Annotated in this window: 13 protein-coding genes; 8 read left to right on the forward strand and 5 right to left on the reverse strand. The window is 64.6% G+C overall.

Annotated elements, in window-relative coordinates; all coding sequences use genetic code 11:
* Nucleotides 1-6: 6 nt before the first annotated feature.
* Nucleotides 7-525, reverse strand: a complete 519-nt coding sequence (locus K0F85_RS18210; RefSeq protein WP_219117371.1) for a hypothetical protein — start codon at nt 523-525, stop codon at nt 7-9.
* A gap of 189 nt (nt 526-714) precedes the next feature.
* Between K0F85_RS18210 and K0F85_RS18215 the strand changes: the two genes are divergently transcribed.
* Genes K0F85_RS18215 through K0F85_RS18225 form a run of 3 tightly spaced genes read left to right on the forward strand, consistent with a single transcriptional unit; the run spans nt 715 to nt 3,695 of the window.
* Nucleotides 715-3,222: a S9 family peptidase gene (locus tag K0F85_RS18215; protein ID WP_257572859.1), complete on the forward strand. Its 2,508-nt coding sequence runs from the start codon at nt 715-717 to the stop codon at nt 3,220-3,222.
* Nucleotides 3,223-3,278: 56 nt separating this feature from the next.
* The gene (locus K0F85_RS18220) at nt 3,279-3,431 is read left to right on the forward strand and encodes a hypothetical protein (RefSeq protein ID WP_219117372.1); all 153 of its coding nucleotides are present in this window, start codon (nt 3,279-3,281) and stop codon (nt 3,429-3,431) included.
* 24 nt (nt 3,432-3,455) lie between these two features.
* Nucleotides 3,456-3,695, forward strand: a complete 240-nt coding sequence (locus K0F85_RS18225) for a hypothetical protein (protein ID WP_034753464.1) — start codon at nt 3,456-3,458, stop codon at nt 3,693-3,695.
* A 192-nt stretch (nt 3,696-3,887) separates the two neighbouring features.
* Here K0F85_RS18225 and K0F85_RS18230 read toward each other — a convergent pair whose 3' ends face one another.
* Nucleotides 3,888-8,312, reverse strand: a complete 4,425-nt coding sequence (locus tag K0F85_RS18230) for a translocation/assembly module TamB domain-containing protein (RefSeq protein WP_219117373.1) — start codon at nt 8,310-8,312, stop codon at nt 3,888-3,890.
* On the reverse strand, nt 8,312-10,228 hold the full coding sequence (locus tag K0F85_RS18235) for an autotransporter assembly complex family protein (protein ID WP_219117374.1): 1,917 nt from the start codon (nt 10,226-10,228) through the stop codon (nt 8,312-8,314). The genes K0F85_RS18230 and K0F85_RS18235 overlap by 1 nt, the downstream gene beginning before the upstream one ends.
* Nucleotides 10,229-10,451: 223 nt before the next feature.
* Between K0F85_RS18235 and queC the strand changes: the two genes are divergently transcribed.
* Together queC and K0F85_RS18245 are read left to right on the forward strand one after the other, a co-directional pair.
* Nucleotides 10,452-11,165: a 7-cyano-7-deazaguanine synthase QueC gene (queC, locus tag K0F85_RS18240; protein WP_219117375.1), complete on the forward strand. Its 714-nt coding sequence runs from the start codon at nt 10,452-10,454 to the stop codon at nt 11,163-11,165.
* Between the two features lie 81 nt (nt 11,166-11,246).
* Nucleotides 11,247-12,140, forward strand: coding sequence for a sterol desaturase family protein (locus K0F85_RS18245; protein WP_219117376.1), 894 nt, complete (start codon nt 11,247-11,249; stop codon nt 12,138-12,140).
* Between the two features lie 8 nt (nt 12,141-12,148).
* On the opposite strand, the gene K0F85_RS18250 is transcribed toward K0F85_RS18245, so the two are convergent.
* Nucleotides 12,149-12,895, reverse strand: a complete 747-nt coding sequence (locus K0F85_RS18250) for an AraC family transcriptional regulator (RefSeq protein ID WP_219117377.1) — start codon at nt 12,893-12,895, stop codon at nt 12,149-12,151.
* Between the two features lie 199 nt (nt 12,896-13,094).
* On the opposite strand from K0F85_RS18250, the gene K0F85_RS18255 reads away from it, so the two are divergent.
* A complete protein-coding gene (locus K0F85_RS18255; RefSeq protein ID WP_257572860.1) occupies nt 13,095-16,139 on the forward strand; it encodes a CHASE domain-containing protein in 3,045 nt (1,014 codons plus the stop codon).
* Here K0F85_RS18255 and K0F85_RS18260 read toward each other — a convergent pair whose 3' ends face one another.
* Nucleotides 16,140-16,514 (reverse strand): hypothetical protein, encoded by a 375-nt coding sequence (locus K0F85_RS18260; protein WP_219117378.1) that lies wholly within the window; start codon nt 16,512-16,514, stop codon nt 16,140-16,142.
* A gap of 211 nt (nt 16,515-16,725) precedes the next feature.
* On the opposite strand from K0F85_RS18260, the gene K0F85_RS18265 reads away from it, so the two are divergent.
* Nucleotides 16,726-16,962 carry a hypothetical protein gene (locus K0F85_RS18265; protein ID WP_219117379.1) on the forward strand — a complete coding sequence of 79 codons (237 nt, stop codon included), beginning with the start codon at nt 16,726-16,728 and terminating at the stop codon, nt 16,960-16,962.
* Between the two features lie 122 nt (nt 16,963-17,084).
* Nucleotides 17,085-17,597 carry a hypothetical protein gene (locus K0F85_RS18270; RefSeq protein ID WP_219117380.1) on the forward strand — a complete coding sequence of 171 codons (513 nt, stop codon included), beginning with the start codon at nt 17,085-17,087 and terminating at the stop codon, nt 17,595-17,597.
* Nucleotides 17,598-17,612: the final 15 nt, after the last annotated feature.

The following is a 17,612-nucleotide window of genomic DNA, read 5'->3' on the forward strand; positions in this document are numbered from 1 at the left end:
CCCGGCTTATTCGGCAGCTTGCAAGGGCTTGTTGCGCTGGCGCCAGCGCAGCAAGCCCCAGGCGTAAATGGCGTAGTAGCCAATGACCAGGCCGTAGGCGGCCATGGTCAGCGGGCTGTGGCCGAACGGCGGCGGCGGCACGGGCACGTCCAGGCGCGTGTTCAGGTAGATTTCCATGCCACGGTACAGCAAGCGGGCGATGAACAGCATCGTGATGGCCAGGCCCAGGTAGCGGTGCTGGGTAAAAAAGAAATCTTTTCCGACTTGCTCGAAGCGTGTCAGCTTCAAGCCCAGCACGCCCAGCCAGCCACCGGCCAGCGCGGCCGCGCCCAGGCTGGACAGGGGCAAGACGTCGAATTTGGTCGTCGTCGCCAGGAACAGCAGCAGCGCAGGAAAGGCGATCGCCACGCTCCAGTGCCGCCACAGCTGCGATTTCTGGCGCGCCACCAGTTTCTTCAGGCGCGAATAGATGCGCCAGACCAGCAGCGGGACCAGGAGCAGCAAGGCGAGGGTAGTGGTTTCCATGTAGGCATTCGGGAGCGGGTAAAACAGCGATTGTAAGCGAGATGGGGGCGGGCGGCGAAGCTTGTCAAACGGTAAAAGTTGCTGGTTGACATTTACATGGCATGAACGCACTATGCCCTGTCACAATGCGCCGTCATGAGCGGTGCGGTGCACTCGCTTGTTGTCGCCACCTTCATACACTGGAGTTCCATGTCTACTCGTTTGCCTTTGCTGCCCCTCACTGTCGGCCTGATGGCCTCGTCTTCCCTGGCCATGGCGCAAGATGGCGCTTATCAAGCCCCGCCGGCGCCCCTGCAAGCCATCGTCGATGCGCCGCGCGCGCCGACCCTGAGCCTGAGCCCGAAACGCAACCTGGCCGCCGTGCTGCCCGCGCCATCCCTGCCCAGCATCAGTGAAGTGGCGCAGCCGGAACTGAAGCTGGCGGGCTTGCGCATCAATCCGCGCACGTATTCGGCCAGCCGTTTCAGTTTTTACACGGGACTGGGTTTACTCGACATCGATACGCAGAAGGAAATCAAGGTCAGCGGCTTGCCCGCCGCGCCCCGCATCGCCGACCTGGCCTGGTCGCCCGACCAGCGCTACCTGGCGTTTACGCACATCGCCTTTGCCGATCCCGCCAAGGGTGTGAAGGAGTCCGGCGTGGAGCTGTGGCTGCTCGACGTGCAGACGAAAGCGGCGCGCAAGCTGGGCAATCAATCGCTGTCGGCCGTGTACGGTCGCGGCTTTTCCTGGATGCCCGACAGCAAGACCCTGCTGGTGCAACTGAAACCGGCCAAGCTGGGTGCGGCGCCCGTGGCGAGCGGCATTCCGACGGGCCCATCCATCCAGGACAGCATGCCCGGCGGCGGCGTCAAGCAATTGCGCACCTATCCCGACCTGCTGAAAAACGAGCAGGATGCCCAGCTGTTCGAACACTACACGACCATCCAGCTGGCCTTGCTGGACGTGGCCGGCAAGCAGCGCCTGGTCGGGCAGCCGGGCCAGTTCTCGCGCGTGACGGCGTCGCCCGATGGCAAGCACCTGCTGACGACCAGCATCGTGCGCCCGTATTCCTATATCGTGCCGGCGCATGACTTCGGCCACAAGATAGACGTGCGCGACCTGAATGGCAAGGTGCTGCATGCGGTGGCGACCCTGCCGCTGGAGGAAGGGCTGCCACCGGGCAATGATGCCGTGTCCGCCGGCGTGCGCTCCGTCAGCTGGCGGGTCGATGCGCCAGCCACCCTGGTGTGGGCCGAAGCGCAGGATGGCGGCGACCCGGCCAAGGCGGCCGAGATCCGCGACATTGTCTACACGCAGGCGGCGCCGTTCACCAACAAGCCGGCCGTGCTGGCCAAGCTCGGCTCGCGCTATGCGGGCGTGGCCTGGGGCCGCGGCGATCTGGCCCTGTTGAGCGAAGCGTGGTACAAGACGCGCGCCGTCAAGCAGTGGCGCATCCAGCCGGACCAGCCGTCCGCCGTTGCGGGCACGCCCGGCGACCTCGTGTACGCCGGTTCCTTCGAAGACCGCTACAACGATCCGGGCCAGCCCGTCATGCGCGCGGATGCGGCCGGCCTGCCGCGCCTGCTCATCGCCGCAGATGGTTCCATCCTGCTCGACGGCCAGGGCGCCTCGAAGGAAGGCGACCGCCCCTTCATCGACCGCCTGAACCTGGCGACGAAACAGAAGGAACGGCTGTTCCAGAGTGCCGCGCCCTACTATGAAAACGTGGTGGCCGTGCTGGACGAGGATGGCAGCCGTTTGCTGTCGACGCGCGAATCGCCCACCGAGCAGCCGAATTATTATGTGCGCAACCTCAAGCTGCAGGGCGCCGCGCAGCTGAAGGCCCTCACGCATTTCGCCCATCCGCTGCCGCAACTGAAGGACGTGCAGAAAGAGCTGATCCGCTACAAGCGCGCCGACGGCGTGGACTTGACGGCCACCCTGATGCTGCCGCCGAACTATGACGCCCGCCGCGACGGCCCGTTGCCGACCCTGATGTGGGCGTATCCACAGGAATTCAAGTCGGCCAGCGCCGCCAGCCAGACCAAGGGTTCGCCCTACAAATTCAACGCCGTCAGCTATTGGGGACCGGCCGCCTTCCTGTCCATGGGCTACGCCGTGCTCGACAATCCATCCTTCCCCATCGTGGGCACCGGCGAGCAGGAGCCAAACGACACGTATCTGCCGCAACTGGTGGCCGATGCCGAGGCAGCCGTCGAGGAAGTAGTCAAACGGGGCGTGTCGGACCGCAACCGCATCGCCATCGGCGGCCACTCGTATGGCGCCTTCATGACGGGCAATTTGCTGGCGCACACGCGCTTGTTCCGTGCCGGCATTGCCCGCAGCGGTGCCTACAACCGCACCCTGACGCCGTTCGGCTTCCAGGCGGAAGAGCGCTCGTTCTGGCAGGCGCCGGCCGTCTACCAGGCCATGTCGCCATTTAACTATGCGGACAAGATCAAGGATGCGTTGCTGATGATCCACGGCGAGCAGGACAACAACTCGGGCACCTTCCCCATCCAGAGCGAGCGCATGTTCCAGGCCATCAAGGGACTGGGCGGCACGGCGCGCCTGGTGATGCTGCCGAACGAGAGCCACGGCTACCGCGCGCGCGAGTCGATCATGCAGATGCTGTATGAAAGCAACAATTGGCTGGAGAAATATGTGAAGAACGCCGCCCCCGTGGCCGCCGACGTCAAGCCGGCAGGCAAATAAGGGCAGCGGCGGGCATCTCGTGGTATGGTCTTCCTTTGTCTGCAGGGAGGCCAGCCATGTCAGTCATCCATGCCCACCGCGCGCCCGAGCCGGCGCCGGTCGATGAACCCATGCCGGCGCCGGAGCCGCAGGAAGCGCCCGGGCACCGCCCGGGGCCTGTGCATCCGGTGCCGCAGGACGATCCCGTGCCGCACCCGCATCCCAGTTAATCTCGTCAAGAAAGGCTGTTTTAGATGGCAATTGTCAAGGAAGTCTACACACGCAAAGTCAGCGGAGAATCGTTCGACTATGAACTCGATTACACCCAGGGCGCGGACGTGGCCTGGATTGCGCGCGTGTACCACGACGGCGTGCTGAAAGGCTCGCCGCACGGCGCGCTGACGGCTAACGTGCTGTCCGGCCCCGCGCTGGAACAATATCTGCGCGCCTACGTCGAAGGCATGATCGAGCGGGGGCTCGACGTGGCAGAATAAGATCGCCTTTGCGGCAGATCAAGGAAAAGGGCGCCGAGGCGCCCTTTGTGTTTTATTGCATTCCAAAGCCAACGCCCAAAAAAACCGTAGCGAGCGGCAGTGAGTTGCGGCAGAGAAGCGCAGCTGTGCTTTAGCACAGTGAGCATCGCAGGCCGCAAATCACGACGCGCAGTAGGTTTTGACGGCGTTGGGTCAATCAAACGCCCAGGTGTACAAAACGTCCAGGGCGTTGTTCGTGCCGGTCTGGAATTGCAGGGTGATGCGGCGGTTCAGCTTGTAGCGCAGCTTGACCAGGCTCGTCGCCGTGCTCGTGCCTTGCTCGAACGTCAGGTAGGCGCGCGACGACAGGCGCTTGCCGACGGTGACGACCGTGCTTTCCAGCCCTTGCGCCTGCGACAGGCCCACTTCGTCGAGACCCAGCGAATTGGCCAGTTTGCCTTGCAAGCCTCCGCCGGAGCCGCCGAAGAGGGCGCCTGCGGCCGTCGTCAGCAGGGCCATTTCATCGCCAGCCGCCGTTTCCGCGCCGTGGCCCAGGATCAGCCAGGCCAGCTTGTCGCTGTCCGACACGCTCGGCGTGGAGACCAGCTTGGCCGTCGGCGCCTGCGCCGTGCCGCGCACTTCCACGCCCGCTTCCACATTCGTTTCCGACAGCGCCTCACCCTCCGGCCGCTTGCGCACGGCCAGGATGTTCAGGGACGGGTTGTCGTAGGCGCCGGTGAAGGCGATCAAGCCCCGTTCGATCGACAGCTTTTGCCCGTAGGCGGCGTACTGGCCGTTGGCAACCTTGATGCTGCCCGTCACGCGCGGCGCGGCGCGGTTGATGACGCGGGCGCGTATATTGCCCGCCAGGTCGGCGTCGAGCCCCATGCCGCGCAAGTGGAAGGCGTTGCCCAGGTCGAATTCGAGGTCGATATTCAGGGGCAAGGATGGTGCTCCCTTGCTGCCCTTGACTTCCTTGCCCAGCACCACCACGTCGCTGCTTTGCGTGGGGGTATCTTGCGGTGCCAGTTCGATCAGCGCGCGGTTGGCCTTGAACTTGCCCTCAAAGCTGAAGCGCTTGTCGTTGCGCACCAGGGTGCTGTTGCCGGACAGGATCAAGGTGCGGTCGGGACGCGACAGCGCCTGCAGCCGGTCGGCCATCAGTTTCAGTTCCAGGCTCGCTTCGCCATTCGCAAAGCGTACCCAGCCGTCTGCCTGCACCTTGCCATCGCCGCCGTCAAAGCTCAGGCGCTGCAATTGCAGTTGATCGCCGGCCAGCTTGGCTTGCAACACGCCATTGCGCAATTTCAAGCCCTGGTCGGCCCAGTTCACCAGCAACTTGCTGCCGCTGATGTCGCCATTCAATTGCGGCGCGCCGATGCTGCCGCTGCCAGACAAGGCGACCTTCAAGGCACCGCCCAGCTCCAGGCCCGGCTGGCCCGTCAACGGCGCCAGCCACGCCAGCGAAGCGATGTTGGTGGTGCCCGTCAGCGAGAGCGCGCTGTCATTGCTGATGCGTCCGCCCAGCATTTGCACGGTGGCATTGATATCGCTCTGTCCCGCGCGCGCGCCGTCCAGTTTCACGGCCAGGCGCAGTTGCTGGTTGGCCACGTCGACGCGGGCATCGAGGGTGCGCAAGCCCAGCGCCAGCGGCTGTTCCACGCCCACCGTCACGTCGCCTTTTTCCCGGTAAATATGCAGCATGCCGGCCAATGACGGGTCTTTCTGCTTGGCTGTTGGTACTTGCATGTCGAGCGACCATTGCGCGCCCAGGGTCAGGTCGCTGCGCGCATTGGCTTGCAGCGAGGGGATCACTTGCGCCAGATAGGTCAGGGCCACGCCAGCGGCCTGGCCGGAACTGGTCCAGCGGGGGCCGTTCTTGACCAGGCTTTGCATGGTGATGCTGCCTGCTGGCAATTTGATGACGGTGTTGCCCACGCTGATCTGTTCCGGCTGGCCCAGGCCCGCCACGCCGCTGCCGGCGGGACCGGCCACTTTCACCGGCACGGGCGCTTGCAGCACGAGCGCATAGCGGCCCTTGTTTTGCAGGCTGTCGATCGTGCCCGTCCAGTTGGCGCCGTTCTGGTTGCCCCGGATGTGCACGGTGGCATCAAAATCGTCATTGCGCGCCGTCAAACTGAGCGTATGGTTGCCGCGCGTGCCTGTCGTGCCCAGACGGGCGCTGGCCAGCTTGAAGGAGGGCGTGCTGTAGCCGGTGATCTCCAGCGCGCTGACCATGGGGGCGAGCGCGCCCTGGCCGGCACCCACGCTGGCGCTGCCTTTCACGGCTTTCAGTTGCTGGTCGCCAAATAAGGTCAGGTCACGGCCGTCGAGCGTCAGTTGCGCGGCCGGTGCGTCCATCTTGCCGCTGACCGAGCCGGCTGCCTGCAGCACGCCGGCAAAGCGCGGGCCCAGGCTCGACAGTTGCGGCGCATCGAGTTTCCACGTCAACTTGTCGGTGGCGCCGCCCAGCGCACCCTTGGCCAGCAGGCTGTTCGGCCCCAGGCGCAGTTCCGCATCCACGCTGTCGACCCGTTTCGCGTTGGCCGACAGTTTGGCGTAGCCGGCCAGCGGCGCGTTTTGCAGGGTCGATTCGCGCAGTGCCAGGTTGAGGGCCACTTGCCAATCGCCGCTCAGGCGGCCGCCGCCGCTGAAATCCGCATTCACGTTGCCATTGGGCAGTGCAGCACCAAACGCGGCCGGGTTGATCTTTTGCAAGGACCCCGTCATTTTCAATTCCGTTTCCTGCTTCGGCCCCGTCAAGCCCACCTCGCCGCTGGCGTGGATGGCGCTGTCAGGCGCGGGGCGCTTGCCGCTGGTGAGGCCCAATCCCTTCGCATCGGCAACAAACGTCGTGCGCGGCTGCTGCAAGGTGCCTTGCACCACGCCGCTGGCCAGCACGCTGCCCAGCAAGTCGCCCTGCAGGGCGGTGAGCTGGCGCGCATCGACATTCCAGTTGAGCTTTTCGCCGGCGCCTCCAAAGTTGCCCTTGGCCGTCACGTTGTTCTTGCCCAGTGCCAATTGCACGTCGATGCCGCTGAAATGGGCTGCATCGGCCGTCAGCTTGCCCTTGCCTGACAGGGGTTGGTCGAGCAGCTTGCTGGGGCGCACGGTGAAGTCCGCATTCGCCAGCCATTGCGGTGCCACGTGACCAGAGGCGCGCACGTCGAGGTTCAGGTCGGCCACGGGGAAGGCGCCGAAGTCAGCGGGATTGAGGCGGCTGGCATTGGCCACGGCCTTGAAGGGCTGTTCGTCCTTCAGGCTGATCTGGCCCGTCGCGTTGACGCTGCTCTTGCCTGCCTGCAAGGTTGCCTTGCGCAGTTGCACCAGGGAATCGGCCAGGGTGGCTTCCACGTCCAGGCGCAGCTTGGCTTCACCGAGCTTGGCGCGCAGGGTCTGCGTCTTGCCGTCGCTGTCGAGCACGATATCGCCGACGATCTTCGTGCTGTTGATACTGCTGTAAATGTGCTGCAAGTCGATCTTGTCCGTGTGCAAGGTCAGTTGTGCAGTGCCGATGGGAGCGTCGGCGGCGTCGCGCTTGAGCTTGCCGCTGCCCGTGAACTTGCCCGCGTTGCCGAAGTCGATGATGGCCGATTCTAAAGTCGTGGCCGTCAAGGTGCCGCCCAGGCGCGCCTCGAACTGGCGCAGCGGCAGCTTTTGCTGGTCGATGGGGCCCGGTGTGGCATGGTTGAGGATAGCCAGCTTGCCCGACACGGTTTGCGCGTTGGGGCGGGTGTCGATGGCGGCGTCGAGTTCCAGGCTCAGGTCCGCCTGTGGCAGGGTCGCGTCGAACTTGCCCGGATTGATGTTGCGGCCACGGATGCTGGCCGAGTGCAGGATGATGACGGGGTCGAACGGCGCCAGCGCCAGCTGGGCGTCGGCCGTGGCCGCGCCCGCGCTGCCCTTGGCCGTCACGTTCAGCACATTCAGGTCGCCGCCCAGCTGCAGATTCAGGGCGGCCGGTTTTTCGCCGGCGGCGGCATTGAGCTGCGTCAAGCCGGCTTTGCCTGACAGTTTGAACGGCTGCGTGGCGGCAATCGTCGCGCTGGCCGTGGCCTGGCCAAACGGCGTCAGCGCTGAAGCGTCTTTCAACTGCCATTGCGTCTTGTCGCCCGACAAGCTGAAATGGATTTTTTCAAACACCGTATTGCCGCCCGCGCTGATGAGCGTCACCTTGTCCAGGCGCGCGTCGGCAATGCCGATCTGGAAGGGCGAGGCCAGGCTGGCCGGCATCGTCGATGCTTCCTCGGACGGCGCCGTGCTTTCCACGGACAGGCTGGCGACGTGCAGTTCGCTGATGGCGATGCCTTCCGAGAAGAACTGGAACGGCGACCAGTTGATGTCGATGTTGTCGGCCGTGATGTGCTGCGTCTTGCTGCGGTAACTGACGTGACCCAGGTGCATGCGATCGTAGAGCGAGCCGGACACACCCGACACTTCGATCTCGCCGCCGCTGGCGCTGGCCACTTTTTGCACCAGCATCTGCAAGGTCGATTCGCGGCCCAGGAACCAGAAAGCGGCGCCCAGCAGCACGGCCAGGCTGGCGACGGCGATCAAGAGGTAGCGCAGCGCCCGGCGCGGTTTCTTCGCCGGCGGGGGCGGCGTGGCGTCGTGGGACTCGGTAGTAATATCAGACATCAGAAAGTGAATCCCAGAGAGAAGTGCAAACGGTATTTTTGAACGGCATGGCCATACGCCACGTCGACATTGATGGGGCCGACGGGACTCTTGTAGCGTCCGCCCAGGCCGTAGCCCGATTTCGGCGTCATGGCCGCCTTCACCGTGTCGGCTGCGTTACCGGCGTCATAGAAGGCGGCAATCCCCCACTTGGGCTTGAACCAGTACTGGTATTCGGCGCTGCCGGTGAGCATATAGCGCCCGCCGACGGTGGCATCGCCTTCCCTCACGCCCAGTTCCTGGTAGCCATAGCCGCGCACCGACTGGTCGCCGCCTGCGCGGAACAGGTAGACGGCCGGTACGCCGCGTTTTTCTTTCGAACCGAGCGCGCCCATTTCGCCGCGCAAGATCAGCTCGCCTTTTTCGCCCAGCGGACGGTAATACACGGTCTTGCCGGCCACGCGCACGAAGCGCTCGTCCGTCAGCACCGGCAGCAGGGCGCCGCCCACCTGGGCATTGATGACATAGCCCTTGGTGGGAAATAGCAGGCTGTCGAGGCTGCGCTTGGTGATGGCATAGGTCAGCGGCAAGCTTTTGCTGCGTGTCTGCTCCAGTCCCACGACGGTCTTGTCTTCGCTGAGGAACTCGAACGTCAGGCTGCGCTCGAGGTTGGTGCCGCCCCAGTTGCGCTTGGCCGAGATGGTGGTGACGGCCGTGATTTCGTTGGAAATGTCGCTGCGCTCGAACGAGGCGCCCGCGCTGTCGTTGTAGCCGCGCGCGGTGGTGGGGAAATAGAAGTTGGCGTGCGCCGCCTGTTTCTTCGTTTCCATGGTGAGGGCGCTCTTGAAGCGCGTGCCCCACACGTTGAGGTTGTCATAGTTGAGCTGCGCGCGATTACCCGTATTCGTACTGAAACCGAGACCGGCGCTGACGTTCTGCTGCTTGTTTTCCGTCACGCGCACCACCAGCGGCAGCAGCGGCGCGGGACCGCGCTTGGCGGGCTGGGCGTCTGCGCCGGCGACCTCGGCTTGCTGGCTTTCCTGGCCTGCCTCGATCTGCTCGCCCAGGATGCTGCTCATGTCGGCACTCACTTCGACGCTGGCAAAGTAGCCGGTGTCCTGCAGGCGCGCCTGGAACGATTGCAGCGCCGATTCGCTGTAGTACTCGCCAGGGCGTATCTTGCCGAGGTTGCGGATGATGGCTTCCGGGTAGCGTTTCAAGCCTTCGATGCGCAATTCGCCGAAGCGCAGCTCGGGGCCGCTGTCGAGCACCACCAGCAGCGAGACCGTGTGCGTTTCCGGGTCGACCACGGCTTGCGTATCGGCCAGCTGGGCGCGCGGATAGCGCGTCTGCACCACTTCGCGCAGCAGCGCGCGCTTGGCCGATTCCCAGTCGGCCTGGCGAAACACGCTGCCCGTCTTCAGCGGCCAGCTGCGCTTGAGCGCTTCCGTATCATACGGTTCGGAGGCGGCCAGCGGCGGCGTGGGATCGAAGCCGCGCAATTCCAGCTCGACCTTGTCAATGGTCACCGGTGCTCCCGGGTCGACGTCGACGATGACGACGGGCTTGGCGCCCGTCGTGTCGACGCGCACCGTGACGACGGGCGTATAGTAGCCGGCCGTGGCGATGAGGTTCCTGGCTTGCTCAGGGGTATCACGCACGAGGCGCTGTAATTGCTCGCGGTCCATGCGCGGGTTGCCGCGGAAGCGTTCCAGGTCCAGGTTTTTTTCCAGCAACTCGTCGAGGTCGCCTGGCGCGTTGACCTTGACCTCGTACTGCAGCGGGGCGGGCGCCGCTTCCGTGCTGACGGGGCTGTCTGCAACGGCGTCTTGCGGGAGCTCTGGCGCGCGCTCTTGCGTCGCTTCCTGCGCGCGGGCCTGGGCGATCGGGCATGTCAAGATGACACTGCCGGCGGCCGCCAGTGTCAGTTGACCCATTACTTTTGTCACTACTTGTGCCAAAATTCGTGGTCGTATCGCCTTGCCGGCAGCCGTATGCCGTATGGGTCGTGCAGAAAACATGGTGCTCCAGTTGAGTAAATGCTGACTGCATGTTACCGGAATAGGTAAACTGATGGCGGACGAATAAGTATTTTTTGCGCGAGGAATCAGGTTTCCCCGCGCACGATTGCAACAGAGTAAAACTGAAAAGAAAGAAATTATGCTAGCAACGGACTCCGCACTGGTGCTCTTTAGCGGTGGACAAGATTCCACCACCTGCCTGGCCTGGGCCTTGAAGCACTATAGCCGAGTGGAAACCATCGGCTTTGACTATGGACAGCGTCATGCAATCGAACTGACGGTGCGTCCCGGCGTGCTCGAACAAATGCGCCAGCAGTCGCCCGAGTGGGACCGCCGACTGGGCCAGGATCACATGATCGACCTGTCATTGATTTCCGCCATTTCCGATACGGCCATGACGCAGAACGTCGAGATCGTCATGCAGGAAAACGGCTTGCCGAACACCTTTGTTCCTGGGCGCAACTTGCTGTTCATGACGGTGGCCGCCACCGTGGCCTATCGCCGCGGCTTGACGGTGCTCGTGGGTGGCATGTGCGAGACGGATTTCTCCGGCTACCCGGATTGCCGCGACGACACGATGAAGGCCCTGCAAGTGGCCCTGAATCTGGGCATGAACACGCGTTTGAAACTGGAAACGCCGCTGATGTGGCTGGACAAGGCCCAAAGCTGGGACCTGGCCGAAGACCTGGGTGGCCAGCCGCTGGTCGACCTGATCCGCAGCGGCACGCATACCTGTTACCTGGGCGAGCGGGGTGAGCTGCACGACTGGGGCTATGGTTGCGGCACCTGCCCCGCCTGTGCCCTGCGTGCGAATGGCTACCAGCAATACGCGGCGAGAAAAGCTGCGCAGTAGTCAATAGTTTGCGCCGTTTCTTCAAGCGGCGCGGCAGGGTGGAAGGCCATGCTGTGGTTTTTGCCACAGGAGCGCCTTGCCATGAAATCCTTCTTTGCCGCGCTGTACGGTCCCGTGTTCTGGGCCGGCTTCATCGGCGCCGCCAGTTGCCTGATTGCGGTTTGCCACTACTCTCACTGGGTCTTGCCGCCCTTGCTGCTGCTGGCCCTGCTCACGTCCTTGCTTGCCGAACGCTATCTGCCGTATGACGGCGCGTGGAACCACGCTCAGGGCGACGGCTGGCGCGACGTCCTGCACGCGCTCGTCAACGAGGCGCTGTACCTGCTGGGCCTGACGATCTTTCCCCTGCTGGCAGGGCAGGTGGCGCTGGGCGCATTCTGGCCGGTCCAACTGCCATTCTGGGCGCAACTGCTGTTGGCCATCCTCATCGCCGACTGCGGCATCACGCTCGTGCATTACCTGAGCCACCGCTACTATTTCCTGTGGAAATTGCACGCCGTGCACCATAGCGTGCAGCGTATGTACGGCTTCAATGGCTGGATGAAACACCCGCTGCATTTGCTGCTGGAGGCGGTGGGCGGCATGCTGCCCCTGCTGTTGCTGGGCATCCCCGGGAGTGTCATGGCCGTGCTGGCGTTTGCCGTGGCGATCCAGCTGTTATTGCAGCACGCAAATGTCGACATACGCATGGGCCCGCTGCGCCACGTGTTTGCCTGGGCGCCACTGCACCGTTTTCACCACATGAAATACGGCACGGCGGGCGACGTGAATTTCGGCCTGTTCTTTACCTGCTGGGACCGCCTGCTGGGCACGCGTTTCGATGCGCCCGGCTACCGCATGCGGGGCGAGGACCTGGGCATCGGCAGCCGCCCCGATTACCCGCTCGCGTATGGGGCGCAATTGATCGAACCGCTGCGCGCGGAAGAGGGCGTGCGTGCGCCCGAGCTGCCGGTGGGCTTGCGCCACGGGTCTTAGGCGACAAGTCAGTCGAGCAGCTTGACGTTGAGCTGGCGCAAGCTGCGGTCGGCGCGCACGCCGAACAGGCTGCGCATGGTGCGCGAAAAATGCGCGGCATCGGCAAAGCCGGCGCCGTGGGCCGCATCCGTCAGGGTGCTGCCGAGCAATATAAAACGGATGGCCAGGCGCAAGCGGCGCCACAACACCAGTTGCCGCACGGGCAAGCCCAGCTGTGCGCTGAACAGGCGTTCCACCTGGCTCAGGGACAAATGGGCCGCCTCGGCGATGACCGTCGCGCTGACCTTGCCGGATAACAGCGCATCGACCTTGTCCAGCGCCCGCCGCAAGCGGGGATCGGGCAAATGCTCGCGTGGCTGGGCCTGCAGCGCGGCGGCCAGATTGTCCAGGCTGGGTGCGCCTGCGCTGCCGACGGCTGCCAGCAGGGCCGCGCCGCTCAGGCGCTGCGGTTCCGCATAGATGGTCAGCATGGGGGCTGGCGCACTCAGGATGGCGTGCGGGCGCAGGCTCTCGACCAGCAAGTGCTGCGCCGTGTGGAGCTTGCCGTCGAGTTCCGCCATGAAGGGCGCACCCGTGCTCAGCATCAACTGATGTGCATAGTGGGCGTGGCTCGCCGTGGCGCCCACTGCGCCATGCAAGATGGCAAAGTCCGGCGCCAGCCATAAGCTTCCCTGCCAGCTATCTTGCTGCAAACGAGTCTCCTTCTTGGTGGATGGCGGGGCGATCATACCAGCGGCTAGTGCGATGGTTTTCACGGCATCGGATTTTCCTGGAGTACACATCATTGCACCTGCGAAATATGTGGTCTTTTTGACACATTACTCAGCATTGCAAGGGCGCCCGCTGTAACGTACTATCATTCTCATCGACTACCGATGGTAATCGTGCAGCCCGCTGCCAGCCCTGTTGCTGGCCGTGTAGCGGTTTGATCTCCGTTCTGCTTGTCAGCCTGCCATGCCTACACGCACATCTTCATCGTGGTTTGCCCGGCCAGTGTCGCACTGGGTGGGACCGCGCGTGCTGGCCGTGCTGGTGCTGGCGCTGTGCCTGGGACTGACGTATGGCGCCTGGCGCAATGCCCGCGACGCCAGCGAGCAGCAGGTGCAGGCCGATTTTGACTTCCGCGTGCGCGAACTGGTGGGCAACATCGTCGTCCGCATGCAGACCTACATCCAGGTGCTGCACGGCGTGCAGGGACTGCATGCCAGTTCGCAGGACGTCACGCGCCGCGAATTCCACGCCTATCTGGCGGTGCAGCAGGTCGATCGCCACTTTCCCGGCATCCATGGTATCGGCTACGTGCCGCTGTTGCCCGGTACCGCGCTGGCGCGGCACGAGGCCAGCGTGCGCGCGGAAGGCTATCCTGCCTATGCCGTGCGTCCGCATGGCCAGCGTGCCTGGCATGCGCCCATCACCTTTCTGGAGCCTTTAAGCGAGAGCAACCTGCTGGCCTTCGGCTATGACCTCTGGTATGAGCCCGTGCGCCGCGCCGCGCTTGAGCAGGCGCGCGACACGGGTCAAGCCGCCATGACGGGCAAGATCCACCTGGTGCAAGATGGCGACGGCGCTCAGGCGCATGGCTTCCTGGTGGTGCTGCCCGTGTATGACAATGGCTTGCCGCATGCCAACGTGGCGCAGCGGCGCGCCGCCTTGCGCGCCTGGGTGTTTGCGCCCTTCCGCATGGCTGACCTGATGGCGGGCGTGGGCGGCGAGGGGGCGCGCCAACTTGACCTGGAAATCTATGATGGCGTGCAACTGGCCCAGGCGGCCCTGATGTATGACAGCTTGCCGGGCGCCTTGTCGTCTGCCGCCTCGGACAGCCTGCTGTCGCAGCAAGCAATCACCATCGCCGGCCATGAATGGACCTTGCGCGTGCGCGCCATGCCCGGCTTCGATGGCGAGTTGCTGGCGCGGCCGCGCGTAGTGGCCTGGACCGGCTTGCTGGCCAGCGTCGTGCTGGCGCTGGCGGCCTGGCTGCTGGCGGCGGGGCGTGCCCGCGCCCAGGCGGCGCTGGCGCGTTCGAGCGAGCTGACCGCCCAGCTCGAGCAGGGACAGGCGAGCGTGCTGGCGATGGCCGAGGCCGCGCAGCGCAGCCAGGCCATGCTGCGCAGCATCCTCGATTCGACCATCGACGGCATTCTGGTTGACAACATCGAAGGCCGCATTTACACCTCGAACCGGCGCTTCCGCGAGCTGTGGCAAGTGTCCGACGCGCTCGACTGGCAAGCCGATGGCTCGGCGCTGGTGCGCCATGTGGAAAGCCAGTTGGAGCAGGCGGCGCCGTTCCTGGGGGCACGTGCCCATGCGCCGCACGGCCACCGCGAGCGGCGCGACGTGCTGCACCTGCGCGATGGGCGGGTGGTCGAGCAATATGTGCGCAGCATGCAACTGGGTAACGAACAGGCGCGCTTGTGGACCTTCCGCGATATCAGCGAGCGCAGCCAGATGGAACGGCGCGAGCACACGCGACGCCAGGTGCTGGAAATGCTGGCCACGGGTGCGCCGCTCGAACGCGTGCTGGAAAGCGTGGTGCTGAGCGTGCAAGCCGACCATCCTGCCATGCTGTGCAGCATCTTGCTGCTCGATGAAAGCCGTCACCGCCTGGTGCTGGGCGCGGCGCCGAGCCTGCCTGCGTTTTTCAACCTGTCCAGCCATGGGCATAACCTCGACACCCTGCACGGCGTGCATGGCATCGCCGCGCAGGCGCTGCGCGACGGCCAGCGCGTGATCGTGGGTGATCTGCATGCCGCTGCCGATACGCAGGCGACGATGGAGCCGGCCTGGCTGGCCCAGCTGCAATCGTGCTGGGCCGAGCCCGTGCGTGGCGGCTCGGGCAAGCTGCTCGGTGTGCTGATGGCGTATCACCGCCAGCCCACCTTGCCGGGCGCGGCACATCTGGCACGGCTGAGCGAGGCGGCGCACCTGGCCGGCATGGCCATCGAACAGGCGCAGGTGGCGCTGGCCCTGCGCGCCGGCGAAGCGCGTTTCCGCAGCCTGTATGACCATGCGCCCGTGGCCCTGTGGGAACAGGACTGGTCGGCCGTGCGCGCCGCGCTCGATGCTCTTGAGCAAGCGGGCGTGCACGACCTTGGCGCCCACTTCCAGGCCAATCCGGGGGCGCTGCAACGATTGGCGCGGCTGGTGCGCATCATCGACGCGAACGGCGCCGCGCTGGCGCAGGTGCGCGCCAACGAGGAAGACCAGCGCCGCGGCGCGCTGGGCCTGGCACAGAATTTCGATGACAGCGCCTTGCCCCGTTTCGGTGATGCCTTGCTGGCGCTGGCTGGCGGCGCCCACCTGTACGAGTGCGAGAGCAGCTTCGTGCGTCTCGATGGAGCGGCGCGGCAGAATGAACTGAGCTTGCTGGTGATGCCCGGCCATGCGGACAGTCTGGACTTTGTCATGGTGTCCTCGCTCGATATCACCGAGCGCAAGCGCATGAATGCGGAACTGTTGCAGCTGGCTACCACCGATTTCCTCACCGGCTTGCCGAACCGGCGCCACTTCATGGCGGCGCTGGAAAACGAGCATGCCCGCTTGCAGCGCGAACTGGCCAGCTGTGCCAGCGTGCTGATGCTCGACATCGATCACTTCAAACGCGTCAACGACGAGTATGGCCACGCGGTGGGCGATACCGTGCTGCGCCACCTGGGCGCGCTGATGTGTCAGGCGCAGCGCAAGGTCGACGTCTCTGGCCGCGTGGGCGGCGAGGAATTCGCCATCTTGCTGCCGGGCACCGACCTGGCGGCGGCGGCCGTGTTTGCCGAACGGCTGCGCCGGCGCGTGGCGGAAAGCGCCTTGACCACCGATGGCGGCATCTCGATCAGTATCACGGTGAGTATCGGCATGGCCGCACTGGTGGGCACCGATGCCGATTGCGATGCCGTGCTGGCGCGCGCCGACGAAGCGCTGTACCGGGCCAAGCGGGGCGGGCGCAACCGCATCGAACAGAATGATGGCGGCAGCGGCGGCGTGCTCAGCAAGTACATGGCGCAGTGATTACAGGCTGTGCTGCCGCGCTTGCGATTGCTTCCGGTTGCGGCTGATGATCAGCCAGACGATCACGACGGGTATCAGCAGCGGCAGCAGCACAGGCGTGCTCAATGCCAGCGCCAGCGCTACGCACAAGGCCACGACGGCGATCAGCACCACGCCCACGCCAGCCAGGACGACTCCTGTCACGATGGCGGCGCACACCAGCGCAATGGCGGCGATCAGCAAGCCGCCGCCCGCAAACACCAGGCCGAACAACCACTCCAGCGGACCGTCGATATCGTCGCCGTGCAACTGCATGTGCATGTCGCTGCCGCCGATCTTGTCGAGGAACAGGCAGGCGAGCATGACGATGAGGACGAAGGTGAGCAGTTTTTTCATGGTAAGCCTCAGTGTGTGGGGAATGGGGTGTTGCATGCTTGTACTGTAGGAGCACGGCTGGCTTGCCGCCAGCGGCGTGCGACAGGCCGTCAATATCACGGTATGGAAGGTGCTGGCGGCCAGAAAACGCTGATGTAGAACAAGATTTCTTTTCTTGTAATGCGCGCAAGCCGTCCTATACTGAACACCTCAGTCCCGCAAGGAGGGCAACATGCTTTTGTTTGCAGATACCGGGGATCAATCGCTATCCCCCCGCGACCATCGAATCATGCGCCAGCGTAGCGCCACGCAATCCTGCGCCGAGCCCGTTGGCGCGCCATCGGCGATACCGCCGATCATCATCACCCCGTTCAATTATCATGCGCCGCTGCCGGCCATCGACCCGCGCTGGGTACCGCCTGGTCCACCGCTGACCTGGCCCAACCGGCCGGCCATGTCCATGTGCTGAGCGATGCCGTGGTGGCAGGCTGGCGCGTGCCGTGTGACGTTCCGTCGCGCTTGCGGCAAGGCGGCACGGGTGGGCGTTTTCGACTATCATGCTAGCCCCGACCCTCCATCACGAGCACCGCCATGAGTACCGATTTTCCCGACTTTTCCGACGAAGCAGCCGAGCAAGACAATGACGCCCCTATCCAGGAGCCGCGCCTGTGGGTAGGCAATGGCTGGACGGCGCGCGTGATCAAGAACGAGGAAGATGAAGGCTGGGCCGTGGCCATGATCAAGGATGGCGAGCCGGAGCCGGCCCTGGTGGGGCCGTGGACCATGGGCCGCGACAAGAAAAACCCGAAACCGCTCGACGTCAACGCGTTTAATACGCTGGTGAAGACGGCCTCGGAAGTGTTGCGCCGTCACGAGCAGCAGTTGCATGCGCAATTGCACAAAAACCTGTTTGTCGCCACCGACGAGGGCCAAATCAAGGTGATGTTCGACATCGTCCCCGATGAAGACCACCCGTACGCGGAATTGAGCGCCTACGATGCCGATGGCGAACAGATCGCCAAGGTGCGTACCTCGGCTGCGTTCAAGTTCAATGCCACTGCGGCGGCGAACTGGATCGAAGGCGGCTACCGCAAGCCGGCTTAAGCTGATGCGGTAGCG

Origin of the sequence: Janthinobacterium sp. UMAB-56 (assembly GCF_900095265.1) — a bacterium.
Classification (GTDB): domain Bacteria; phylum Pseudomonadota; class Gammaproteobacteria; order Burkholderiales; family Burkholderiaceae_D; genus Janthinobacterium.

Bases quoted from the DNA above. Each gene is read 5' to 3' on its own strand.
- K0F85_RS18210 (WP_219117371.1), bottom strand. From the start codon at position 525: ATGGAAACCACTACCCTCGCCTTGCTGCTCCTGGTCCCGCTGCTGGTC.
- K0F85_RS18215 (WP_257572859.1), top strand. From the start codon at position 715: ATGTCTACTCGTTTGCCTTTGCTGCCCCTCACTGTCGGCCTGATGGCC.
- K0F85_RS18220 (WP_219117372.1), top strand. From the start codon at position 3,279: ATGTCAGTCATCCATGCCCACCGCGCGCCCGAGCCGGCGCCGGTCGAT.
- K0F85_RS18225 (WP_034753464.1), top strand. From the start codon at position 3,456: ATGGCAATTGTCAAGGAAGTCTACACACGCAAAGTCAGCGGAGAATCG.
- K0F85_RS18230 (WP_219117373.1), bottom strand. From the start codon at position 8,312: ATGTCTGATATTACTACCGAGTCCCACGACGCCACGCCGCCCCCGCCG.
- K0F85_RS18235 (WP_219117374.1), bottom strand. From the start codon at position 10,228: ATGGGTCAACTGACACTGGCGGCCGCCGGCAGTGTCATCTTGACATGC.
- queC (WP_219117375.1), top strand. From the start codon at position 10,452: ATGCTAGCAACGGACTCCGCACTGGTGCTCTTTAGCGGTGGACAAGAT.
- K0F85_RS18245 (WP_219117376.1), top strand. From the start codon at position 11,247: ATGAAATCCTTCTTTGCCGCGCTGTACGGTCCCGTGTTCTGGGCCGGC.
- K0F85_RS18255 (WP_257572860.1), top strand. From the start codon at position 13,095: ATGCCTACACGCACATCTTCATCGTGGTTTGCCCGGCCAGTGTCGCAC.
- K0F85_RS18260 (WP_219117378.1), bottom strand. From the start codon at position 16,514: ATGAAAAAACTGCTCACCTTCGTCCTCATCGTCATGCTCGCCTGCCTG.
- K0F85_RS18265 (WP_219117379.1), top strand. From the start codon at position 16,726: ATGCTTTTGTTTGCAGATACCGGGGATCAATCGCTATCCCCCCGCGAC.
- K0F85_RS18270 (WP_219117380.1), top strand. From the start codon at position 17,085: ATGAGTACCGATTTTCCCGACTTTTCCGACGAAGCAGCCGAGCAAGAC.